The organism is Deltaproteobacteria bacterium (genome assembly GCA_016218975.1).
Lineage (GTDB): Bacteria > Desulfobacterota > Deferrimicrobia > Deferrimicrobiales > Deferrimicrobiaceae > JAENIX01.
Map to the genome: position 1 here is coordinate 236543 of JACRCO010000037.1, position 22962 is coordinate 259504.

27 protein-coding genes are annotated in these 22962 nt (G+C 63.3%); 4 read left to right on the plus strand and 23 right to left on the minus strand.

Going from position 1 to position 22962, the window contains the following annotated elements; all coding sequences use genetic code 11:
* Positions 1-5 precede the first annotated feature (5 nt).
* Positions 6-1178, plus strand: a complete 1173-nt coding sequence (locus tag HY896_05690; GenBank protein ID MBI5575838.1) for an ABC transporter permease — start codon at positions 6-8, stop codon at positions 1176-1178.
* Between the two features lie 8 nt (positions 1179-1186).
* Here HY896_05690 and HY896_05695 read toward each other — a convergent pair whose 3' ends face one another.
* Both HY896_05695 and HY896_05700 read right to left on the minus strand, forming a co-directional pair.
* The gene (locus HY896_05695; GenBank protein ID MBI5575839.1) at positions 1187-1918 is read right to left on the minus strand and encodes a DUF3047 domain-containing protein; all 732 of its coding nucleotides are present in this window, start codon (positions 1916-1918) and stop codon (positions 1187-1189) included.
* On the minus strand, positions 1908-2660 hold the full coding sequence (locus tag HY896_05700) for a competence/damage-inducible protein A (GenBank protein ID MBI5575840.1): 753 nt from the start codon (positions 2658-2660) through the stop codon (positions 1908-1910). Before HY896_05700 ends, HY896_05695 begins: the two co-directional genes overlap by 11 nt.
* 140 nt (positions 2661-2800) lie before the next feature.
* On the opposite strand from HY896_05700, the gene HY896_05705 reads away from it, so the two are divergent.
* Together HY896_05705 and HY896_05710 are read left to right on the plus strand one after the other, a co-directional pair.
* Positions 2801-3841, plus strand: coding sequence for a phosphoribosylformylglycinamidine cyclo-ligase (locus HY896_05705; protein MBI5575841.1), 1041 nt, complete (start codon positions 2801-2803; stop codon positions 3839-3841).
* Entirely contained in the window at positions 3841-4497 is a 657-nt protein-coding gene (locus HY896_05710) for a phosphoribosylglycinamide formyltransferase (GenBank protein ID MBI5575842.1), read from the plus strand. Before HY896_05705 ends, HY896_05710 begins: the two co-directional genes overlap by 1 nt.
* 60 nt (positions 4498-4557) lie before the next feature.
* On the opposite strand, the gene HY896_05715 is transcribed toward HY896_05710, so the two are convergent.
* Positions 4558-5169 (minus strand): YdcF family protein, encoded by a 612-nt coding sequence (locus tag HY896_05715; GenBank protein MBI5575843.1) that lies wholly within the window; start codon positions 5167-5169, stop codon positions 4558-4560.
* 42 nt (positions 5170-5211) lie between these two features.
* On the opposite strand from HY896_05715, the gene HY896_05720 reads away from it, so the two are divergent.
* On the plus strand, positions 5212-5400 hold the full coding sequence (locus HY896_05720) for a 50S ribosomal protein L28 (GenBank protein ID MBI5575844.1): 189 nt from the start codon (positions 5212-5214) through the stop codon (positions 5398-5400).
* Between the two features lie 4 nt (positions 5401-5404).
* Here the strand turns inward: HY896_05720 and HY896_05725 are convergent, their stop codons facing one another.
* From HY896_05725 to HY896_05820, 20 genes are read right to left on the minus strand one after another with little or no spacing between them, the layout of a single operon-like run.
* Positions 5405-5791: a RidA family protein gene (locus HY896_05725; protein MBI5575845.1), complete on the minus strand. Its 387-nt coding sequence runs from the start codon at positions 5789-5791 to the stop codon at positions 5405-5407.
* 2 nt (positions 5792-5793) lie between these two features.
* On the minus strand, positions 5794-7938 hold the full coding sequence (locus HY896_05730) for a bifunctional (p)ppGpp synthetase/guanosine-3',5'-bis(diphosphate) 3'-pyrophosphohydrolase (protein ID MBI5575846.1): 2145 nt from the start codon (positions 7936-7938) through the stop codon (positions 5794-5796).
* A 14-nt stretch (positions 7939-7952) separates the two neighbouring features.
* Positions 7953-8147: a DNA-directed RNA polymerase subunit omega gene (locus HY896_05735; GenBank protein MBI5575847.1), complete on the minus strand. Its 195-nt coding sequence runs from the start codon at positions 8145-8147 to the stop codon at positions 7953-7955.
* A 12-nt stretch (positions 8148-8159) separates the two neighbouring features.
* On the minus strand, positions 8160-8765 hold the full coding sequence (gmk, locus tag HY896_05740; protein MBI5575848.1) for a guanylate kinase: 606 nt from the start codon (positions 8763-8765) through the stop codon (positions 8160-8162).
* A gap of 3 nt (positions 8766-8768) precedes the next feature.
* Complete coding sequence (locus tag HY896_05745) at positions 8769-9656, minus strand: YicC family protein (protein MBI5575849.1); 888 nt, start codon at positions 9654-9656, stop codon at positions 8769-8771.
* Positions 9644-10195: a DUF4416 family protein gene (locus HY896_05750; GenBank protein MBI5575850.1), complete on the minus strand. Its 552-nt coding sequence runs from the start codon at positions 10193-10195 to the stop codon at positions 9644-9646. Before HY896_05750 ends, HY896_05745 begins: the two co-directional genes overlap by 13 nt.
* Positions 10192-11193 carry a D-glycero-beta-D-manno-heptose-7-phosphate kinase gene (rfaE1, locus tag HY896_05755; GenBank protein MBI5575851.1) on the minus strand — a complete coding sequence of 334 codons (1002 nt, stop codon included), beginning with the start codon at positions 11191-11193 and terminating at the stop codon, positions 10192-10194. The genes HY896_05750 and rfaE1 overlap by 4 nt, the downstream gene beginning before the upstream one ends.
* Positions 11186-11350, minus strand: coding sequence for a Trm112 family protein (locus HY896_05760; protein MBI5575852.1), 165 nt, complete (start codon positions 11348-11350; stop codon positions 11186-11188). Before HY896_05760 ends, rfaE1 begins: the two co-directional genes overlap by 8 nt.
* Before the next feature lie 4 nt (positions 11351-11354).
* Complete coding sequence (locus tag HY896_05765) at positions 11355-12518, minus strand: DUF3108 domain-containing protein (protein ID MBI5575853.1); 1164 nt, start codon at positions 12516-12518, stop codon at positions 11355-11357.
* A complete protein-coding gene (locus HY896_05770) occupies positions 12491-13066 on the minus strand; it encodes an HAD-IIIA family hydrolase (GenBank protein ID MBI5575854.1) in 576 nt (191 codons plus the stop codon). The genes HY896_05765 and HY896_05770 overlap by 28 nt, the downstream gene beginning before the upstream one ends.
* A complete protein-coding gene (locus HY896_05775; protein MBI5575855.1) occupies positions 13063-13968 on the minus strand; it encodes a lysophospholipid acyltransferase family protein in 906 nt (301 codons plus the stop codon). Before HY896_05775 ends, HY896_05770 begins: the two co-directional genes overlap by 4 nt.
* Complete coding sequence (lpxK, locus tag HY896_05780; protein MBI5575856.1) at positions 13965-14954, minus strand: tetraacyldisaccharide 4'-kinase; 990 nt, start codon at positions 14952-14954, stop codon at positions 13965-13967. The genes HY896_05775 and lpxK overlap by 4 nt, the downstream gene beginning before the upstream one ends.
* Complete coding sequence (locus HY896_05785) at positions 14951-16285, minus strand: 3-deoxy-D-manno-octulosonic acid transferase (protein ID MBI5575857.1); 1335 nt, start codon at positions 16283-16285, stop codon at positions 14951-14953. Before HY896_05785 ends, lpxK begins: the two co-directional genes overlap by 4 nt.
* 7 nt (positions 16286-16292) lie before the next feature.
* Positions 16293-18059, minus strand: coding sequence for a lipid A export permease/ATP-binding protein MsbA (gene msbA / locus HY896_05790; protein ID MBI5575858.1), 1767 nt, complete (start codon positions 18057-18059; stop codon positions 16293-16295).
* On the minus strand, positions 18050-19204 hold the full coding sequence (gene lpxB / locus HY896_05795; GenBank protein ID MBI5575859.1) for a lipid-A-disaccharide synthase: 1155 nt from the start codon (positions 19202-19204) through the stop codon (positions 18050-18052). The genes msbA and lpxB overlap by 10 nt, the downstream gene beginning before the upstream one ends.
* Positions 19201-20145, minus strand: coding sequence for a Gfo/Idh/MocA family oxidoreductase (locus HY896_05800; protein ID MBI5575860.1), 945 nt, complete (start codon positions 20143-20145; stop codon positions 19201-19203). Before HY896_05800 ends, lpxB begins: the two co-directional genes overlap by 4 nt.
* Positions 20146-20159: 14 nt before the next feature.
* Positions 20160-20942 carry an acyl-ACP--UDP-N-acetylglucosamine O-acyltransferase gene (lpxA, locus tag HY896_05805; GenBank protein MBI5575861.1) on the minus strand — a complete coding sequence of 261 codons (783 nt, stop codon included), beginning with the start codon at positions 20940-20942 and terminating at the stop codon, positions 20160-20162.
* Entirely contained in the window at positions 20939-21400 is a 462-nt protein-coding gene (gene fabZ / locus HY896_05810; GenBank protein MBI5575862.1) for a 3-hydroxyacyl-ACP dehydratase FabZ, read from the minus strand. The genes lpxA and fabZ overlap by 4 nt, the downstream gene beginning before the upstream one ends.
* 1 nt (position 21401) lies before the next feature.
* Positions 21402-22433: a UDP-3-O-(3-hydroxymyristoyl)glucosamine N-acyltransferase gene (gene lpxD / locus HY896_05815; GenBank protein MBI5575863.1), complete on the minus strand. Its 1032-nt coding sequence runs from the start codon at positions 22431-22433 to the stop codon at positions 21402-21404.
* A complete protein-coding gene (locus tag HY896_05820) occupies positions 22423-22959 on the minus strand; it encodes an OmpH family outer membrane protein (protein MBI5575864.1) in 537 nt (178 codons plus the stop codon). The genes lpxD and HY896_05820 overlap by 11 nt, the downstream gene beginning before the upstream one ends.
* Between the last annotated feature and the right edge of the window lie 3 nt (positions 22960-22962).

A 22962-nucleotide genomic window follows, 5' to 3' on the forward strand; every position in this document is an offset into this window, starting at 1 on the left:
ACAAGATGCGCTCGGTCCTCACGATGTTGGGGATGATCATCGGCGTCGCGGCCGTCATCGCAATGGTGGCTATCGGCGCGGGCGCGAACGAGAGGATTTCCGCACAGATCGCATCCATCGGCTCGAACCTGATCATGATCCTCCCGGGCAGCACCACATCCGGAGGATTGCGATCCGGCTTCGGCGGCGTCCCCACACTTACGATGGCGGATGCGAAGGCCATCGGCAAGGAGCTCCCCGCCGTGGCGCGGGCGGGGCCGACGATCCGGAACACCGCCCCCGTCGTTTACGGCAACCAGAACTGGAGCACGATCATCCAGGGCGTCACGCCCGAATACTTCCAGATCCGCGAGTGGATGGCGGAGAACGGCAGATTCTTTACGGAGGCGGAGGTGGAATCGGCCTCCAAGGTCGCGGTGCTGGGCCAGACCGTCGCGGTGAACCTCTTCGGAGAGGAAAACCCGATCGGGAAGATCGTCCGCATCAAGCGCATCCCGTTCACCGTGGTGGGAATCCTGGAGAGGAAGGGACAATCCCCCCAGGGTCAGGACCAGGACGACGTCGTCGCCGTTCCCATTACCACCTCACAGAAGAAGTTGTTCGGCACCACCCACATCGGGATGGTCGGTGTCATACTCGTGCAGGCGGCCGGCCCGGACTCGGTGAAGGAAGCCGAAAAACAGGTTTCTGACCTCCTGCGGCAGCGGCACCGGATCGGTCCGGCCCAGGATCCCGATTTTTCCATTCGCAACCTTTCCGAGATGCTGGCAGTGGCGGAAGCCTCCACCCGCGTCATGAGCCTGCTGCTCGGCGCAATCGCCTCGGTTTCACTGCTGGTGGGGGGGATCGGGATCATGAACATCATGCTCGTCTCCGTGACAGAGAGGACGCGGGAGATCGGGATCAGGATGGCCGTCGGCGCAAGGGAGCGGGACATCCTTCTCCAGTTCCTGATCGAGGCGCTCGTCCTTGCAGTCACCGGCGGGACGATCGGCATCCTGCTGGGGATCACCGGGTCGTCGTTGATCTCGAGATTCGCGGGTTGGTCCACCCTGATTTCGGGCGGGGCGATCCTGCTGGCGTTCGGGTTCTCCGCGGCGGTGGGGGTCTTCTTCGGATTCTATCCGGCGCGCAAGGCGTCGCGGATGGACCCGATCGAGGCGCTCAGATACGAGTGACCGCCGGGTTATGGCCCGGGCAGGGTGAGGACGACGCGGCCCATGAGCTGCTCCTTCTCCCCGGAAGGGCGCGCGGCGCCGACGATGATGGAGGTCACGGGGCCGCTCGGGTAGCGGCCGTAGGCGGCCATGAAATCCTCCCTTAAATTCCTGCGCTCGCGGACCGTCTTCCCCTTATCCTCTTCCCCGGCCAGGATAAAAACCGTTTCCTCTTCGCCGGTTCGGTACATCGATCCCACCGGGACCTGGTTCCCCCACGCGTAGACGAGACGGATCCCGCCGGGAGGGAACCCGTGCCGGATCTTCCTGAAGAAATACAGGAATCGCGTCCGCCAGCCGAGTTCCTGGGAATCCTTCCCGAAGACGACGGTCACGGAAACAGGGAAGCGCGTCCGGAATTCCTTGTAGTCGCGGGAGGAGGAATTCGTCCCGTCGGACGAAAATTCGAAGGCCAGAATGCCGCCCGCCGCGTTATCCAATGCCACTTTCTTCGACCAGGACACCCCCGATCCGGGGGGAAGAGCGAACTCCGCCGAGAGGCGATTGCCGTTCGCTTCGGCTTTAATGCGCGGCACGCTGCTCCAGTATCCCGAGGTCCGTTCCTCCCACCCCGCCGCCGAAAGTGAAGGTGAAGGATCCGCTCCGACTGCAACAGCGACTGATAGCAGCATCATCGGGAGCGAAAGAATCGCCGCCAACCGGGCCGTGCGGAGAGTCATTCCCTTAACCCTAACCTTCATCTCCCCGCTCCTCCTCGCGCCGCGACAACTCCCATCCCGCCCCCCTCAGCTTTTCCGTGAAGGAATCGGCGCAGGCTGCGGCACGCGCAAACTCGTTCGCGCGAAAAACCACACGGACGCTGTACCCCGCCTCCATCATCGGGTACGAGCCCACGCTCACGTCCGGGAAGTCGGCCATCGCATCTTTCATGATCCCGGCGTAGCCGGACTCGGGAACCTTCCCGAACAGGATCACGCGGCTTTTGCGTTTCCCCTCGATGTGCGGGCGGATCCAATCGAACATCCTCTGAAGCAGCATGGGAACCCCGGGAAACGCGGCCATCCGGGAGACGAAGAACCCCGGCGCCGCGCTGACCGGATTCGGGATCAGCGACGCGCCTTCCGGCACCTGCGCCATCAGCATCCTGTAGGTGTTGATGCGGTCGCCGTAATATCGTTCAAGCTCCTCCTTCGCGTCGGGATGGACTATCAGCGGCACGCCGGCCACGCGCGCCACCGCTTCCCGCGTGATGTCGTCCGGGGTCGGCCCGATCCCCCCTGTGAGAACCAGGAGATCGGCTTCCCCCAGGTAAGCGCGAAGATGCCTGGCAACCGTTTCGATGTCGTCCGGAAGGATGGCGCACAGCGTCACTTCGGCTCCCCACTCGTTGAGCCGGTGAAGGATATACCCCAGGTTCGCTTCACTGACTTCTGCCTTCAGGACTTCATCCCCCAGGATCACGACCCCCACCCTTGTCGCCATACGCCCTGTCTTTACCCCCGTTCCGCAATCGGATTATCTTAACGGATGCGGGAGGAAAAATCATTGGCTTTACCGCGCGCAGATAAGTTAAAACTTACATGGATCGTCATTCCGACGGAGAGAACGCCTTGAAAAAACCAATGACCTACGCCGCCGCCGGCGTGAGCATCGACGAGGGGGAGCGGCTGGTTTCCCTTATCCGGCCGATGGTCCGGACGACTTACCGCAAGGAAGTGCTTGGGGACATCGGTTCGTTCGCCGGATTCTTCCGTTTCCCGTCGAAAAGGTACCGGAACCCGGTGCTTGTCTCCGGGACCGACGGTGTGGGAACGAAAGTAAAGGTCGCCTCGATGGCCGGAAAGCTGGACACGGTCGGAATCGACCTCGTGGCGATGTGCGTCAACGACATCCTGGTCCACGGGGCGGAGCCCCTGTTCTTCCTCGACTACTACGCCACGGGGAAACTGTCCGCCGCTGACGGCGCCGCCGTGGTCTCCGGGATCGCGGAAGGGTGCCGCCAGGCCGGATGCGCGCTTCTCGGGGGGGAGACCGCCGAGATGCCTTCCGTGTACGCTCCGGGGGAGTTCGACCTTGCGGGATTCGCGGTGGGAATCGTCGAACGGGGGAAAATCATCGACGGCCGCACGGTCCGGCCGGGCGACGTCCTCCTCGGGCTTGCCTCCTCGGGGCTGCACAGCAACGGGTATTCGCTGGCGCGGAAGGTCGTCTTCGAGCGAATGAGAAAAAAGGCGGACTCGCCGGTCCCCGAATGGGGCACGACAGCCGCCGGGGAATTGTTGAAGCCCACCAGGATCTACGTGCGGCCGGTGCTTTCCCTCTTGCGCAAGGTCCCGATCCGCGCAATGGCGCACATCACCGGCGGAGGGATACCCGGAAATGTGCCGCGGACGCTGCCGGACGGCGTGACGGCTGTGATCGAGAAAGGGAGCTGGCCGGTCCTCCCGGTATTCGAAACGATAGCGCGCGAGGCGCGGCTCCCGGAAGAAGAGGCGTACCGCACCTTCAACATGGGGATCGGAATGGTAGTGGCCGTCCGCGCCGCCGACGCCGGAACGGCGCTTCGTATTTTGCGCCGCGCCGGTGAATCCGCATACGTCGTGGGCGAAATAAGGAAAGGCCGGAAGGGCGCCCCGCAGGTCCTTCTCGCCGGAGGAAGATAATGAGCGACAGGCCCGCCATCGCCGTGCTCGTTTCGGGAAGCGGCTCGAACCTTCAGGCGATCATCGACGCCTCCGAGCGGGGGGAGATCCCCTGCCGGGTCGGGATCGTCATCAGCAACAAGGCGGACGCCTACGGCCTCGTCCGGGCCGGGAAGCACGGCATCCCCACGGAGGTCGTAAGCCACAAGGATTATCGCACGCGCGAAGAGTTCGACGGGCGGCTTGTGGAAACCATACGCAAGAGCAGGGCCGAGCTGGTCTGCCTGGCCGGATTCATGAGGGTGCTCACCCCGGTGTTCGTCGGCGCCTTTCCCAGCCGGATATTGAACATACACCCGGCGCTGCTACCCTCATTCCCGGGCACGCACGGCCCCCGGCAGGCGCTGAACTACGGCGTCCGGTTTTCCGGATGCACCGTACATTTCCTCGACGAAGGGGTCGACACGGGGCCGATCATCGTGCAGGGAGTCGTTCCGGTGTACGACGACGACACCGAGGATACGCTCGCAGCGCGGATACTGGTCCAGGAGCACAAGATCTACCCGATGGCGATCCGGCTCTTCTTCCAGGGAAGGCTGCGGATCGAAGGGCGGCGCGTCTTCGCCGACGGCCTCCCCCGCATCCCCGAGTTCTTCCACCGCAACCCCGACGCTTAGGGACCCCCCCGGCCGGGACCCGGCCCCGATGCGTACCCGCGAGTCGTGCGAGCCCGTTCGTCACACGGTCCAGAGGAAGAGGCGGTAGCCCCAGTACTTCCACCCTTCCACGAAGAACAGCCGCAGCGTACGCGGCAAGGCGTTCCGGTCCCGCCACTCCGAGCGCACCGCGATCACGTAAATCCCTACCCCGGGCTGTATGACCGAACGAAGAGCGAAGTAGGCGCGCGGCACGTGATAGTCGGAAGTGACCAGGATCACCTGCCGGAATTTCCTGTCCTCGGACAGCCCCTTGGCCGAAAACGCGTTCTCCATGGTGTTCTCGGACCATCCCTCGACATGCAGGCGTCCCATGTCCTCGGGGGGGATCTCCCGGCGTCCGGGCAGGATCCTTTCGATGCGCGTTCCGCCCCTGGCGCCGAGTATGAAAAGTTCCTTGCCCTTGCCCTCCTTCCATGCCCGGAATCCCTCGGCGATCCGGTTCTCTCCCCCGGCAAGGACGAATATCGCATCCGACTGCGTCGCCGCGGGAGGGCCCGGAAGGCGTCGCGCTGCGATGTGCGGCACCGCCGCGCCCCCACCGGCCGCCAAAAGCAGGAAGAAGGCCGCGGGGAGAAATACCCCTTTCTTGCGCCGGGAGGAAAGGAGATTTTGATCTTGCCTGAGATTCATTAAATGTGGTAATTTCCTTAGGTTAAATTTACGGAGGACGTCATGGCAAAGTGCGCAATCTGCGGGAAGGGCCCGAATTTCGGGCACAACGTATCCCACGCGAACAACCGGACCCGGAAGATATGGAAGCCGAACATCCAGCGCGTCAAGACGGTGAGCGGCGGCACGGTCCGCCACATTTCCGTCTGCACGAACTGCATCAAGTCCGGCCGGGTCGTCAAGGCCGTATAGCCCGTTACCGTTCCGGCGTCGACGCCACCGCGTCGATCTCCACAAGCGCCCCCGCCGGAAGACGCGCCGCCTGTATGGTGGCCCTCGCCGGCGGGTCCTTCGGGAAAAACCTTCCGTACACGGTGTTCATCGCGGGGAAATCCGCAAGGTCGGCGAGGTACACGGTCGTCTTGACCACCGAGGCGAACGAAGCGCCCCCCGCGGAAAGCACCGCTTCAAGGTTTGCAAGCACCCGCTCCGTCTGCGCCCCGATACCTCCATCGACCATCTTCCCGGTCGCCGGGTCGAGCGGTATCTGTCCCGAGCAGAACAAAAGCCCCCCCGCGCGGACCGCCTGCGAATACGGTCCGATCGCCGCGGGCGCCGCGGCGGTCCCGATTATCTCCCTCATCTCTATCCCTTTCCTCTCTCCACGGAGAATACGTTTTTAAGCTTCTCGACGGACTTGATCAGGGTCGCGAGGTGCTGCGCGTCGTTGACCGAAACTTCGAAGTTGCAGATCGCGCGCTTGTCCCGCGTCGTCATGACGACCGCCCGCCGTATGTCCACGTCGCTTGCGGTGATCGTGCGCGAAATGTCTGCGAGGAGTCCCGGCTTGTCGGCGCAGACGACCTTCAATTTGACCGGGTGCGCCGCTTTCGTTCCCGCCTCCCAGGCCACCTCGATCGCCCGCGCCGGATCGTTCTCCAGCGCTTTCGGGCAGTCCTTTGCGTGGATCGTCACGCCCCTCCCCCGCGTGATGAAACCCACGATCGGATCCCCGGGCACCGGGTGGCAGCAGTTCCCGAGCCGAATGAAAATGTCGTCCATCCCCTTCACGATGATCGCGCTCGGCTTCCTCGCGGTTACCCTTCTGATCAGGGCGCCGAGCCGGCTGTCCTTCACCTTTTCCTGCAGCTGCTCCGGCGGCACCAGCCGGCGCAGAAGCGGCATGAGCGACATCTTCCCGTACCCCAACGCTACGCAGTAGTCGTCCGCGGTTTTAAGGCGGCTCTCCTGCAGCGTCTCCTCGAATTCCTTCGCCTTGAGCACCTTGTTCAGGGAGAGGGAGTATTTCCGCAGCTCCCGTTCCAGAATCTGGCGCCCGAGGGCGAGGCTGCGCTCCTGCTGCTCCTGGCGGACGAAGGCGCGGATCTTGTTCAGGGCCCGGTTCGTCCTGGCTATCTTGAGCCAGTCCTTGCTCGGAGTGTGGGCGGGATGGGTGATGATCTCGACGACGTCCCCGTTCTTGAGCGCCGTCTTCAAGGGAACCATCTTGCCGTTCACCTTCGCGCCCACGCACTTGTTTCCGACCTCCGTGTGGATCGCGTAGGCGAAGTCGACCGGTGTCGCTCCCTGCGGCAGTTCCTTGACGTCGCCCCGGGGGGTGAATACGTATACTTCCTCGGGGAAAAGCTCCACCTTCACCGTGTTAAGGAATTCCCGCGGATCCTTCATGTCCTGCTGCAGCTCGAGGATCTGCCGGAGCCACAGGAACATCTGGTCGCCCTTCCCGACGACGGGCCGCCCCTCCTTGTATTTCCAGTGCGCCGCCACTCCGTATTCGGCGATGGCGTGCATCTCCTCCGTGCGGATCTGGATTTCCATAAGCTCCGCGTTCGGCCCGAACACCGTGGTGTGGAGGGACTGGTATAGATTCTGCTTGGGCATCGCTATGTAGTCCTTGAACCGGCCGGGAACGGGCTTCCACAGGCTGTGCACGATCCCGAGCACCTCGTAGCACTCGCGCACCGACTTCGCGATGATGCGGAACCCGATGAAATCGTAGACGTGGTCGAAGTCTATCCCCTGCCGCGCCATCTTCTGGAACAACCCTGCGATGTGCTTCGAACGCCCGCTGACCGCCGCCTCGAGACCCGCTTCCACAAGCTTCTTTTCCAGCAGCTCGACGACGCTGTGCACGTGGCTTTCCCGGTCCCGCTTCCGTTCGTCGGCAAGACGCACGAGCTCGCGGTAATCCTCCGGGTGGAGGATCTCGAAGCATCGGTCCTCCAGCTCCATCTTCACCCGGGACATGCCGAGGCGACTCGCGATGGGATTGTAGATGTCCTGGGTTTCACGGGAGACGGCGACCTGCTTGTCGCGGGAGAGGTGGGCGATCGTCCTCATGTTGTGGAGGCGGTCCGCCAGCTTGACGAGGACGACCCGCAGGTCCTTCCCCATGGCCAGGATCATTTTACGGAGGGACTCGGCCTTCTGGTCGGCGACGTCGGAAATCACGACGCGGCTGATCTTCGACACGCCGTCCACCATCGCCGCTATGGTATCGCCGAAGAGATCGCGGATCTCCTCGATCGTCGCCACCGTGTCCTCCACGGTGTCGTGGAGCAGGCCGACGGCCACCGTCTCCTCGTCGAGGTTCCAGTCCGCGAGGATGTGCGCAACGTTCAGGGGATGGATGAGATAGGGCTCGCCCGACTGCCGGAGCTGCCCGTGATGCACCTTCGCCGTGAAGACGTAGGCCTTGTGGATCAGTTCGATGTCGCCGTTCGGCCGTGACGCCTGGACCCGTTCGACGATGTCATGTAGTCGGAGCATGGAGCGCTCCGCGTTCAGGCTTTGACCCGCACCGTCCCCTGCGCGATTTCCCTGAGCGCCACCACCGTGGGCTTGTCCCTTCGCTGGGACGTGTCGATCGAAGCGCCCTGCCCGCCCAGAAGCTGCTTGGCCCGCTTCGCCGCCACCACCGTAAGCTCGAAGTGGCTGTTCACGCGACGAAGACAATCTTCTACCGTTACTCGCGCCATATTCTCCCTCTCCTACCCGGAAAGAATCCTTTCAAGCCGCTCGCGTACGCGCTCCCTGCGGAGCCGCTGCGCGCGGACGATCCACTCGACTTGCCGTACCGCTTTCTCGAGGCTGTCGTTTACCACCAGGTAATCGTAGTGAAGGAGATCCCGCATCTCCTTCCCCGCGACCTCCAGCCGGGCCTCCATTTCCTCACGGCTGTCGCGCCCACGGTCCGCCAGCCTCCGGGAAAGCGTTTCCCCGTCCGGGGGGAAAATGCCGATCAGAACGGACTCCGGAAGCGCTTCCTTGATCTTCCGTCCGCCCTGGACGTCTATCTCGAGAACGGCGTCCACCCCGCGGGAAACGATGGACCTGACGGTTTCGCGGGAGGTCCCGTATCGCATCCCGTAAACATTCGCGAATTCCAGGAACTCCTTCAAACTTATCATTTTATCAAAATTATCTTCAGTAATGAAAAAATAATCCTTACCCTCGGCCTCGCCGTTCTTGCGCCGCCGCGTGGTGTAGGAGATGGAAAGCTCGAGCCCCTCCACCCTCTCGATCAGCAGCCTGCAGATCGTGGTCTTTCCCGACCCCGACGGGGCCGAAATGACGAATACGTCTCCGTTTGCCATGGATTACTCCACGTTCTGGATCTGTTCCCGGATCTTTTCCATTTCGGTCTTTGCGGTCACGGCCAGCGCCGATATCTCCGAGCGGGCGGACTTGTTGGAAGCGGTGTTCAATTCGCGGAAGACTTCCTGGACGAGGAAATCGAACCTTTTGCCCACGGCCTCGCCCGGCTTCTCCAGCAGTTTCCCGAGCCCGGCAAGATGGGACCGCAGGCGGTCGCACTCCTCGGTGATGTCCAGCCGGTCCAGCAGGAAAGCCGCTTCCTGGTGAAGCCTTCCGGGATCGATGCCTGCCTCCCCCGCGAGTGATTGTATCCTTTCCTTGAACTTTACTATGGCAAATTCCTTGTTTTCAACGGATAATGCGGCGATATTATCCGAAATAACCGCAAGCTCCGACACCCCGGCGGCTACGACCTCCCGAAGGCGCTCTCCTTCATCGCGTCTCGATTCCTGCAGCATCGCGACCGCGCTCCGAAGGGCTTTTTCGGCAAGTTCCCAGTGCTCCTCGGCGGGATCCGCCCCTTCGGCGGCGAACACGAACAGGTCCGGGACACCAAGCAGATCCCTGAAAGAAAGCTCTATGGGCAGACCGGCTTCGTCGCGGATCCGGTGGGCCTCGACGAGAAAGGAATTCAGGGCTTCGCGATTCACCCTGACCGTCGTTCCCGTGCTTCCCCACTCCCGGACTGCGAGTAATACATCGACCTTTCCGCGCCGCAACGCTTCCCGGACAACTCCGCGGATCCTCGGTTCCCAGGAAAAGAACTTCGAGGGGCATCTCACGTGGATGTCGAGGAACCGGTGGTTCACCGACCGGACGTCGGCGGTGATTGCGATATCCTTACCGTGGGCCTCGCCCCTGCCGTACCCCGTCATGCTCATCCACGACATGTCGGCTCCTCCGCGGCGAGTTTTCTGGCTTCCCTGAGCCTTCCCCGCACTTCCCCAAGGTATGAGCGTATGCTTTCGGAAGCGAGGTCCGGGTACGACCAGGGAAGAGGCCGGTACCCCCCCCTCTCGTAGATCAGCGTGAGGTCCGCGAACACTCCGTCGCGAAGGTACACGCGATGGCTGTAATTCTTGCCTGTGGCAAGGGAATAATTCTCCTCCGTCAACAGCCCCGGATCCACGTTTACGGTGCGCTTGCCGCCATCGGAAAATGCCGCCTCCATCTCTTCCGCCGCAAGCTTGGCCCATGCAAGCGAGTCGCGCGGAACGAGCCGTTCCATCACGACGAACCTTCGATACAATGGAACTCCCATTTCCTTCGCATAATACTCGGTCCGGTCGAAGGGGAATATTCCGCTCGTTTCCGCCACCTGCCCGAACCGGTCGGAGATAGCCGCGAGGGCTTTCCGGAAGCGTTCCTCTTCCCTGTAGATCACGGATACCACGAGCCTTGCGGGCGGCGGCGAGCCTCGCCGGCTCATTGCCTGGCGCGCAGGGCCGCCGCGAGCTTTTCCCTTGTGATCGGCGCGGTGCCCACCTCTCCGACTACGATGCTCGCGGCGAGGTTGGCCAGAAGCGCCGCATCGCGCAAGGATGCCCCCGAACCCATCGCCACAGCTATCGTCCCGATCACCGTGTCTCCCGCGCCGGTGACGTCGAACACCTGCCGGGCCTTCGCGGGGATGTGGAAGGAGACGTCCCTCCCCCGCTCGACGAGGCTCATCCCATCCTCACCGCGGGTTATCAGTACCGCCTTCGCGCCGCTGGCCCGCAGCAGCGCCTTGCCGCCTTCATGGATCTCCCGGTCTCCGGGCAGCTCACGGCCTCCCAGCGCCGCTTCCGCTTCCGCCTTGTTGGGTGTGATCAGCGTGCATCCCTTGTAGAAGGAGAAATCGGTCCGCTTCGGGTCGACTGCAACGAAAGCTCCGCTCCTCGCGGCGGCAACCGTCACCTCCTCGACGAGCTCCCGGCTCAATGCCCCCTTCCGATAGTCGGAGAGGACGACACCGTCGACCTCCCGGACCGCCTTCCGAACCTTGGCCCGGAGAGCATCCTGCGCCCTGCCGTTCGGGGATTCCTTCATCTCCCGGTCCACGCGCACCACCTGCTGGTGATGGGCGATCACTCGCGTCTTGGTCGTCGTCGGCCGGTCCCGGTCGGCGACGACAGCGGCGGCGCCGATGCGGTGCCTGCCGAGGATCCTCAGAATCTCCCTTCCCGCGGAATCCGCGCCTATCAGGCCGGCGAGCGCGGTCCTGGCGGAAAGCCCCGATACGTTCACGGCCACGTTCCCCGCGCCGCCGAGCGCCTTCGTGTCCCCGGTTACCGCCACGACCGGGACGGGCGCTTCGGGGGAGATGCGTTTCACGTTCCCCCAGATATATTCGTCAAGCATGATGTCTCCCACCACCAAAATACGGCAGGAGGGAAATTTTTCAAGGTAATCGAAAGCGCGCGAGGTGAACCCGGCGTCATTCAATTGGAGACGCCTCCTCGACGAGCAGGATGGGTATCCCGTCATCTATCCGGTAGCTCAGGCGGCACTTCTCGCAAAGAAGCTCGCTTTCGTCGGTCGTCAGGCGAAGGCTCCCTTTGCACTTGGGGCATGCCAGGATATCGAGAAGCTCTTCGTCCATATCCTCATCCTCCTTCCCTTGGCGGAACAAGCTCCGCGAACAGCGTCCACATCCTGATTTTCCTGAACTTGGCGTAAATCCTCACGGGGATGCGGCGGGCGTCGTCGGTCATCCACATCTTCAGGTCACCCTTGTCCTCAAGCTTGCCTTCCCGCTTGATGACAGGCTGGATTACGACGGTATCCATCTTTCCGCGGACCGTGTCGATCTTCTCCCGCCCCAGCAGTCGCGATGCGATCTGGTACAGCTTACGCCCACCGTAGACGTTGCGGGAACGGCCCTCGTCGCCAAGGTCCCGGGCACGGAAGTAATACGCGACGGTCACCGGGTCGAAGACTCCGGGGACGACATCGACCTCCTTGCGGATCTCCCCCGAATGCTTGTAGCGGTAAACGATTCTCCCCTTCTTCTGGTCGTAGAACATTATGTCGTCCTTCTTTTTCGCCCTGCCGGTGGATTCCTGCCGCAGGGGCTCCAGCGTCTTCACATCCATATAATATTCGATAGTTTCGTTTATCGGATAGATGACCGAAAGAAAATCGGAGGTCCATGCCCGGACGCTCAAATGATAGGTTTCCCGGCTGCCCAGCATGGTTTTCCCGCGGAAGTTGAAGCGCGCGTATCCCATCGTCATCCCGAGGAATTCCACACGGTAGACCAGCTCTTCCCTTCCCTTCGCCCACGAAGGTTCATCGAGGGACGCAAGCGAGTTGGGCCTTGTCGGCGTCGACGGCGCCGTTGCGGGGGTCACCGGCCTTGCGGTTTTTCGCACCGCAGGCGCCGGCACGTCCCCGGCCGCGGGTGGAACGTCTGCGCCGTGTGCGGCAGGCGGCGCAAGCTCCATCTCGGCGGATGTGGCAGGCTCCGCCGCAGAGGAAGGCGAAGGCTCCACAACGGGATGACGCGGCGCATCCGCCTGCGGAGGTTCATCAGGTCCGGCGGAGGATTCCGGTGCGATTTCCGCGACAATTTCCCCCGCGGGCGCTTCGCCGGCCGGCTCTTCGATCGAAGGAGGCGGCACGTACGCCGGTTTCGACGGGGGCTGCCCCCAATGGCATCCCGCCATGGCGACCGCGAGAAAAGCGACGGGCAGGAAGAATCCTTTCCGGCGCAAAGCCGCACTTCGACTGCTCCTGCCGCTCATAATCGCTCCCGGGACAAAATCCACTCGGCCGCCTCCCGTATGCTGGGAAGAAACGCGTCCGGGATTTCTCCGCGGCGCTCCCCTTCCACGCGCTCTTCCTCGCCGTAGCCGGTCGCGACCAGTATGGTCTCCGCGCGCAGGCGCTTCCCCATCGAGATATCCGACATTTTATCACCTACCACCCAGACCCTGCACGAAGGAGGGAGCGCCAGGTTTCGCAGGACCTTCAGCGCGAGCCCGGCAGCGGGCTTTCTGCAGCCGCAGGCCTGCCGGTACTTTTCGACTATGCCATCCGCATGATGGGGGCAGTATTCCACGGCGTCGAACGACACCCCGAGCCTGCGAAAATACTCGACGAAAGCCCGGTGGACCGCGTCCCATTGCTCCTCCCGGATTTTCCCCTTTGCGAGCCCGGCCTGGTTAGACACCACCGCGATGGCGTAGCCGTTTTCCGCAAGACGCCTCAAGGACTCCGCAGCGCCCGGTATCTCCTTCAGGAGCGCCGGGTCCGATATATATCCCACGTCCTCGATCAGCGTTCCGTCCCGATCCAGGAAAACGATGCCTTTCAACGAGTTCCTCCGTAAAGATCCGGCTCTCCCGGGGGACGGTCCTTCCATCTGCGCGTAAACCAGAGCCATTGCGTCGGGTCCCGGCGGATCGCCTTTTCCAGTTCTTCGTTGCATCTCCTCGTAAGGCGCAGGACTTCCTCCTCGCGCGGCGCCGCCGGGTCCATCGGGATCGGGGGGCCGAACCGCAATGTGTGGTGGAACTTGCGGCGCGGGTCCCTGAAGATGAACGCCGGATGCACCGTCGTTCCAAGGGCGAGCGCCAGCCGGGCGATGCCTGAAGGCGTGTACGCCTTGCGGGTGAAGAAATCGACCGGAATTCCTTTTCTCGGCTCCACGTTCTGGTCTATCAGGATGCCGACAAGCGTTTTTTTCCGGATCTCCCGCACGACCAGCTTGGCGGAGTCCTCCTTGCGGATAACGCGGTTTCCATTCATCTCCCTCCGCTCCGTGACGATCCGGTCCGCCAACGGGTTTTTCAGCGGACGCACTATGAACGACACCGGCGCTATGACCGCTCCGTAAACGAAGGAAAGCAGCTCCCAGTTTCCGAAATGACCGGTCATGGCCAGCGGCCCGAGCCCGCGCTCCTCCGTCGCCTTGCGGATGTGCTCCGCCCCCTCGATCCGGAAATGCTCCGCGACGTACGCGTCGTCCATCTTCGGAAGGTGGATGAATTCCGCTGCGGCCGTCCCCATACGCACATAGCAGAACCGAACGATCCGCGACGCTTCCCGGTCCCCCATTTCAGGGAAGGCTATCCGCAGGTTGATCCTTCCGACACGGCGGTGCCTTGCGGCAAGCGCCCATACGCAGAACATGACCGCTTCGAAAAGCGCCGCCCGCAGGGGGAGCGGGATCGCCTCCAGAACTTTCAGGGCGGCCCGAAGCAATGCCTCTTTCACGATTCCACGGCCTTCCCGAGCCTTTCCAGTATGAGGCGGGAGAGATCTTCCCACCCCGAAAGGAACTCCACGCCGATGCGAATCGCCTTGAGATCGAAAGGAAGCGTGCCGGAAAGCCGGACGAGGTCTTTTTCCGTCGTAAGGACCGGCGCTCCTCCGGCCGCCGAGGCGATCCTTTCGAGGTCCGCGCGGCGATAGCGGTAATGGTCCCGAAAGGAGAAAAACTTACGGACGGCAAATCCCGACGTGCGAAGGGTATCGGCGAACTGCCCGTTGTGCGCCAGCCCGGAAAAAGCCACGACTTCCTCGCCATCCCGGGGAAGGGATGTTTCCCTGCCGAACCGGTCGACGACCGCCCGTGCCACCATGCGTGTGTATGCACGGGGACGGTCCGCTTCGAACGGAACGGCCGCGGCGGCCTTTTCTCCCTGCGACAGGCCGGCGCACTTGGTTATCACAAGGGCGTCTGCGCGCCGCGCCGTTTCCGGCGACTCGCGAAGGGGACCGAAAGGCAGCGTGCGCATGTTTCCCAGGACGCATGTCGCATCGACCAGAAGTATGTCGGCGTCCCGTCCGAGAGAAAGATGCTGGAAACCGTCATCCAGCAGAAAGACATCCACATCCCTTGACCGAAGGCATTCCCTTCCCGCCTCGGCGCGGGACTCGCCCGCAAGCACGGGCACCCCGGGCAGAAGCGCGGCGAGCAGGACCGGTTCGTCGCCGCCGTATTCGGCAGTCACCGCGGGTCCGTCGCCCCGCGAGACCCAGACGACGCCGCGGCTCTTCCGTCCGTATCCTCTGGACAGGACTGCCACTTTCACTCCCGTCTCCGTGAGCCAGGAAGCGAGGAACTGCACGTGGGGCGTCTTGCCGGTTCCGCCGACCGAAAGGTTCCCTACGCTTATCACAGGGCGGGGAAGGGATTCCTGGCGCAGGATCCCGGCTCCGTAAAGTGACCTTCTCAATGTTGCGAAAGGACCGATCACCCGTTCTTCCTCCGGCGGAGCGAAAGAAGCCGTTCCACGATCGCGGCGTTCCTCTCCGTCGCGCCCCTGAATGCGGCCAGGAGTTCTCTTGCGCGCGTGCCCGTTTCGAACCCGGCAAGCGGATCCGCGGCGAAACGCGCAAGCAGCGCGGCAAGTTCGGTTGCATCCCCGACCTTGCATATCGCACCCGCATCGGTGAATATCTCCGCGATCTCCCGGAAGTTCCCCATGTGCGGCCCGACCACGGTGGGAACGCCGTAGAGGGCAGGCTCCAGGATATTATGCCCTCCCTTCGGCACGAGGCTTCCGCCGACGAAGGCGATGTCCGCCGCCGCATAGGCCGAGGAAAGTTCCCCCACGCTGTCCAGCAGGATCACCGGGGGCAGATTTTCCGCCGCATCCCGGGGCAGCAGCGTCCTCCGGACCGTTACGAAACCTTCCCGCCGGCAAAGATCTTCGACGGAATCGAACCGCTCGGGGTGGCGGGGAGCCAGGAGGAGTTTCAGCGAGCCGTCCACGGATCTCCCCTTTTCGAAGGCGTGGAGGACGGCCTCCTCCTCCCCCTCATGGGTCGATCCCGCGACGAACCATCGCGTTTCCTCCTCCATTTTCCCCTTGAGCAGGGCGTGGAGCGGCGACATTCCCGCCGCCGGAGGCGCCACGTCGAACTTCATGTTCCCGGTCACGGATACCGCCGCGGACGGGGCCCCGAGCGCCAGGAATCTGCGAGCGTCCTCCTCCGTCTGCGCCGTGATCGCCGAGAAGCAGGACAGCACCCGGGAGAACAGGAACCGGAACCGGGCGTACCCCCGGAAGGAACGCTCCGAGATCCTCCCGTTAACGATCATCGCCGGAATCCCCCGCTTCGAACATTCCGCGAGGAAATTCGGCCAGATCTCCGTTTCGAGGATAACCACGAGATCGGGACGCAGGCGGTCCAGGAACCTGGCGGCTGTGCAGGGCAGATCGAACGGAAAGTAGAATCGCGCGTCCGTTTCCCCTCCCAGCGCCTTCTCCGCGGTCTCCTGCCCGGTTACCGTCACCGTCGAGAACAGGATCTCGACGCCGGAAAGACGCCCGCGCAGCCTGCGGACGAGCGGCGCCGCGGAGAGGGTTTCACCCACCGACACGGCGTGGATCCAGATCCGTTCCCTGCCGGTCGCGGGAGGAACGCGCTCCATCCGCCGCCCCAATCGGTCCGGGAAATTCTTCCGCCGCCTGGGAGACAGCATGGCCCAGGGAATCCAGGCGGGGGAAAGCCCCAGCAGGGCGGCTCCCAGCAGGAAATTGTAGAGAAGGTGCACCCCGCTTCGGGGACGAAAGTCCTTCATGAAACCGTCACGCGGGATCGGCTCCGGTCACGGCGCCGGTCCTCCGCTCCTCGAACTGCTTCAGATAGAAAGTGCGGTACCGCGTATCGGAGGAAAGGAGCTCCTCGTGGGTCCCCATTTCCACGATCCGCCCTTCCTCCACCACGAGGATCGTGTCGGCGTTCCTCACGGTGGAAAGACGGTGAGCGATGACGAAGACGGTCCTGCCTTTCATCAGCGTATCGAGCGCCTCCTGCACAACCGACTCGGATTCCGAGTCGAGAGCCGACGTCGCCTCGTCGAGGATCAGGATCGGCGCGTCCTTGAGCAGGGCGCGCGCTATGGCCAGCCGCTGGCGCTCGCCGCCGGACAGCATCAGCCCCTGTTCCCCGACCTCGGTGCCGTACCCGTTGCGCAGCCTGGAAATGAAACCGTGCGCGTTCGCACGCCTCGCCGCTTCCTCGATCTTCTCCGCGGGCGCGCCGGGCATCCCGTATGAGATGTTCGCCCGCACCGTGTCGTTGAACAGGATCGTGTGCTGGCTCACGATGCCGATCTGCGAGCGGAGCGACGAAAGAGATACGTCCCGGATGTCCGTTCCGTCGATACGGATCACGCCGTTCTGCGGATCGTAGAAGCGCGGCAGGAGGTCGACGAGAGTCGTCTTGCCGGCGCCGCTGGAGCCCACGATCGCCACCATGGTCCCGGAGGGTACGGCCAGGGAGATATCCTTGAGGACGTAGTCCCCCTCGCCGTGATACCGGAAATCGACATGGTCGAATTCGATCCCGCGTGTGACCGGCGGAAGTTCCGGGGCCCCGGGCTTTTCCTCCACCTCCGGCAGGGTGTCGAGCACTTCGAACACGCGCTCCGCGGCGGCGATCCCCTGCTGGATGACGTTGTTGACGCGGGAAAGCCGCTTGACCGGCTCGTACAGCATGAAGAGCGCCGTCATGAAGGAGAAGAAATTCCCCGGGGAGCTGTATCCCTGGACGACGCTGTAGCCGCCGTAGAAGATCACCGCGGCGGCCCCGATCCCCGCGAACGTCTCCGACAGGGGGGATGTGAGCGCCTGTACCTTGACGATCTTCATGTTCAGCCGGTACAGGTCCGCGTTCTTCGCCGCGAAACGGTCCACCTCGTACTCTTCCGCCCCGAAAGACTTGACCAGCTTTGCGCCGCTGATCGTTTCCTGCAGATGGGTGGTCAGGCCTCCTGTGACTTCCTGGGTCTGTATGCTGGTCCGCCGCAGCTTGCGGCCGAACCGGTAGATCGGCCAGAAGGCCAGCGGGAACGCGATCAGGGCGATGAGCGCCAGCCTCCAGTCCCTGTAAAACACCACTCCGATGAGGAAGATCCCGGTGAAGAAATCCTTGATGAGCCCGGTGACGGCGTCGGTGACGGCTCCCTGCATGAGCCCTACGTCGTTCATGACGCGGGACATCAGGACGCCGGTCGGGTGCCTCATGTAGAAGGACAGCGAGAGCGACTGCAGGTGCCGGTACAGGTGCTCGCGGATGTCCCGGATCACCTTCTGCCCCACTCCGCTCATAAGATATTGCTGCGAGAACTCGAGCACGGCCTTCGACAGGTAGACGCCGAGTACAAGGAGCGGGATGAGAGCCAGCTTCGAGACGTCCTTCTTGATGAATATGTCGTCGAGCGCCGGCTTCACGAGGAATGCGATCGATCCGTGGAATGCGGACACCGCGACCATGAAGACCATCGCGATGAGGAGCCGCGGCATGTAAGGCCGGACGTATTCGAGCATCCGGCGATAGACGGTCATGCCCATGATTCCCCCGCAGCCTGCGCCAGCATGTCCACGACCGCCCCGGAAGGTCCCGGGCCCGTCAGTTTTTCCCTCAAGGAACGGCACCTGGCCGCCAGGGTTTCCCTCCGTCCGGCATCCTCCAACAGGCCAAGGATCTCTCCGGCGACCCGGTCCGGGCGGCATTCCGCCTGGATCAGCTCCGGCAGAAACGGAAGGCCGTCCACGATGTTCGGCAATCCGATGGAGGACACCTTCGCCAGCCGCTTTCCCAACTGGTAAGTCACTTCCGACGTGCGATACACGATCACGGCAGGGACCCCCAGGAGCGCCAGTTCCAGCGTCACTGTTCCCGATGCGGCCGCCGCCGCGGCCATTCCCCGGAACAGAAGGTGGCGGTCCCGCTCGACAACCGTCACCGGAAGCCCGCTTCCGCGAAGGACGCCTTCCACGATTCCCCGGAACCTGGGTGAAGCCAGGGGCACCGCGAAATGGACTTCGGGATGATCCTTCGCGATCCGTCCGGCGGCCTCGACCATGACGGGGAAGTGCGCATGGATTTCGCCGGGCCTGCTCCCCGGCAGCAGGCCGACCAGCCGCTTCCCAGGCGGAATACCGAATCGGGCCGGATCCGGCGAAGCGTCGAGCCACGGGGCGAGTTCGTCCAGAAGCGGATGTCCCGCGAACCTGGCATTGACACCCTCGCCCCTTAGCATCGGCTCCTCGAACGGAAAAATAACCACCACCCCGTCCGTGAAGGATGAAAGCTCCCTGGCCCGACCTCTTCTCCACGCCCAAAGCTGCGGAGGGATGTAGTAGATCACCGGAACGTTCCTCGCATGCGCCTTCCGCCCGACCCTGAAGTTGAAATCCGGGAAATCCACGAGAAGCACCGCGCCGACATCCGGCCTTGAAGCTCTCCGCACCGCCTGCCGGAGCGCGGAGACCACCGCCGGCAGATGGCGGACCACCTCCGTGATTCCCACGACGGAAATCGTACCGTAGTCCAGAAGGAGCCGCACCCCTTCCGCCGCGAGGCGCGAGCTGCCGATCCCTTCCATCGGGACGCGCGGGAATCGGCGGCGAAACGCCCTGGCGACGCTGGCGGCATAGGTTTCCCCCGACGGCTCGCCACAGACGATGAAAAGGGTCTTCGGTCCAGTGTTCAACGTCTCCTCATCTTCCGCAGGATGCGGAATGCCAGGTCGAGCGCGGCAAGGCCTTCCACACCGGATACAAGAGGCGATTTCCCCCCGCCGACGCAATCGAAAAACGACCGGATCTCGTCCCGAAGGGAATCCCCCTTCTCCGTCTCGAGAAGCTCCCCGGATATTTCGGGCAAATCCTTCGTTCCGTGCGGATATGTCCTGCGGAATATCTGGATCGAGTGCTCGACGAAATCCATCGAGACGTACGCATCTTCCTGGAAGATGCGGATTTTCCGCTGCTTCTTCGCGGATACCCTGCTGGCCGTGACATTGGCGACGCAGCCGCTTGCGAATGTCAGCCGCGCGTTGGCGATGTCTATGTTGGAGGACACGACCGGGACCCCGACCGCGTGAATGCGAGTCACGGGGGAGCGGACGAAAGAAAGGATCAGGTCGATGTCGTGGATCATCAAGTCGAGCACCACGTCTACGTCCGTCCCGCGTCCTCCGAACGGCCCCAACCGGTGGCATTCGATGAACCTCGGCTCGGTCAGTATGGAGGCCGCATCCCGCACCGCGGGGTTGAACCGCTCCACGTGCCCGATCTGGAACACGAGATTCCGCTCCGCAGCCTCCCGCACCAGGGTCCTCGCCTGACGCAGGTTCGCGGTGATCGGCTTCTCCAGCAGCACGTGTACGCCGGCGCGCATCGCGTCCATCGCAACGGCGAAGTGGGCCGTCGTCGGAACCGCGATGGACACGGCGTCCACCTCATTGAGCAGGCTCCTGTGGTCCTTGAAAAACGCCGTCCCGCATTCCCTTGCGACGTTCTTCCCGTGGTCGGGGTTCAGATCGCACACCCCGACGAACCGGAGGTCCTGGAACGACGAGATCTTCTGGGCGTGGAGCCGTCCGAGGTACCCGACACCGATCACCCCCGCCCTGAGCGCTCCGCTCACCATCGGCATCCCCTTCCTTATCGCAGCACCCCGCGTTTGCTGGAGCGTATGAATTCGAGCAGGCGTATCACCTCCGGAAGCTGCGTCACCTCCGATTCCACCTTCGCCGTTGCTTCCCCCATGGGCGTCCCCGACCTGAAAAGGATCCTGTACGCCGCTTTCAGCGCCGCGATGGCCTCATCGGAAAACCGGTTCCGCTTGAGGCCGATGAGGTTCAGACCGTAGAGCGAAGGCCCCTTCTGCGGCCGCGCGACCACGGCGGTCACGTACGGCGGGACGTCCTGAGGCACCCCGGAAAGCGCTCCCACCATCGCGAACTCACCTATCCGGACGAACTGGTGGACTCCGACCAGGCCGCCTATGATGGCTGAGTCGCCCACCTCGACGTGGCCCGCCAGCGTCGCCGCGTTGGCGATCACCACCCGGCTCCCGACCCGGCAGTCGTGGGCCACGTGGCTATACGCCATGAGGAGCGTTCCGTTCCCGACTTTCGTCACACCCGTCCCGTGGGATGTGCCCCGGTTCACGGTCACGTATTCCCGTATCGTGTTCCCGTCGCCCATTTCCACCCAGGTTTCCTCTCCCTTGAACTTTAGGTCCTGCGGGGGAGCCCCGATGGAAGCGAAGGGGGATACGCGGTTTTCCTTCCCCATCCGGACGTGGGATTCGATCACCGCGTGCGATCCGATCCGGCACCGGTCGCCGATCTCGACCTTCGGCCCGATCACGGCGTAGGGTCCGACCTCGACGCCGTCGCCCAGCCTAGCGTCAGGATCGACGATGGCCGTGGGATGGATCATTTCGCGGCTCCTTCCTGGGCCTTTTCCGCGAATGCGTCCCGGATCGTGGCTGTCAGGTCGGCCTCCGCCACGAGCGCGTCTCCGACCCTCGCCTCGCCGTGCATCTTCCATACCGGCCCCTTGTGGGCCGTTATCGTCACGTTCAGGATGAGCTGGTCTCCCGGCACCACTGGCCGGCGGAACCGGCAGTTATCGATCGCCGCGAAGTATGCGAGCTTCTTCTCGCCTCCCAGCGCCAGCAAGGCGAATATCCCCCCCGTCTGCGCCAGCGCCTCCACGATCAGGACTCCGGGCATGATTGGAATTCCGGGGAAGTGTCCCGTGAAAAACGGCTCGTTTATCGTGACGTTCTTCAGTCCCACGATGGACTTGCCCGGCACCATCTCTACTATCCGGTCGACCATCAGGAACGGGTAGCGGTGCGGCAGGAGGTTCATGATCTCCTGGATCGTGATCATCTCATCCCTCCCCTTTCTGTTTTTTCCCTTCTTCCAGCCGTTTCACCCTTTTGAACAATTCGGGCAGATTCGGAAGCAGGGTCGCAAGCCGCAGCCACGCCTGGTGCGGAATGGCAGGGGTGCCCGACCAGGCCCGTGAATCCTTCGCCTTCAGCGTGCCCGCGATCCCCGCCTGCGCCCCGACCATGACGCCGTCCTCCACCTCGAGGTGCCCCGCGAAGCCCGCCTGCCCGCCGATCATCACCCTGCTGCCTATCTTTACACTCCCGGAGATTCCCGCCTGCGCCGCGATCACGGTGTCCGACCCGATGGCGACATTGTGCGCGACCTGCACGAGGTTGTCGATCTTCGTGCCCTTGCCGATCTTCGTTACGCCGAGCGCCGCCCTGTCCACCGTTGTGTTCGCCCCTATTTCCACGTCGTCCCCGATCTCGACCGTCCCCACCTGCGGGAAATTCCGGTACCCTTCGGGGGAGGGAGCGAATCCGAACCCGTCGCTCCCTATCACGCACCCCGCATGCAGGATGACGCGGGACCCGACGCGGACGTCATGGTACAGGACGACGTTGGGATAAAGCAGGCAATCCTCGCCGACGGAAGCGCCCCTTCCGACGAATACGCCCGGGAAAAGCACGGTCCGGTCCCCTATGGACGCCCCATCCTCGACGACGGCGAACGGCGCCGCGCTCACTTCCTTTCCCAGGATGGCTCCCGGGTGGATGGATGCGGAAGGCGAGATCCCGGCCGGCGGGCGGACGGGAGGATGGAACAACTCGACCAGGCAGGCGAAGGCGAAGTACGGGTTCCCTGAAATCAGGAACGCGGCGCGCGAGCCTTCCACGCGGCTCCTGGCCACGATGGCAGCCGCTTTCGTCTCGCGCGCGAACCGCGCATACTTCGGGTTCGAAAGGAACGTCACCTCGCCGGGGCCGGCTTCCTCTATTGGGGCTACACCGCCCACGACGGCGTCCTCGCCGTCCAGCGCCGCCCCGATGCGCGCCGCGATTTCGGACAGGCGGAACTTATTTTCCACCAAGCTTCTCCTTGTTGACCAGTTCCAGTACTTTCGCCGTGATGTCCAGGGACGGGCTGAAATGCACGACGCCGCCCTGCGTCTGGTCCAGGACAAGGTCGATCTTCTCCTTCCCCACGAACTTGTCGAGCTGCGCCTTGACCGATTTGAGCACTTCCTGCGTAAGCTCGCCCTGACGCGACTGCATCTCCTTCTCCGCTTCCTGGGTAAGCTGGCGCAGTTCGGCTATCTTGCCGTTCAGCGCGTCTTCCTTCTCCTTCAGTTTTTCCTTGCCGAGGATGATCTTCTGCTTGTCGATCTCGTCCTTGATCTTCTTCGCCTCTTCCTGCTTCTCCTCCACCTTTTTCTTGAGCTCCTCGTACCTGCTTTCGATCTTCTTCTTCGCCGTCTTGCCCGCTTCGGATTCGTTCAGGATCTTGTTCACGTCGATCACCGCCACCTTCAAGCCTTCGGCGAACGCCCCGCCGGCGAACAGAAGCGCCGCCGCGACGACCGCCGCCATCCACAACTCCCTTCCCTTTCCCATCGT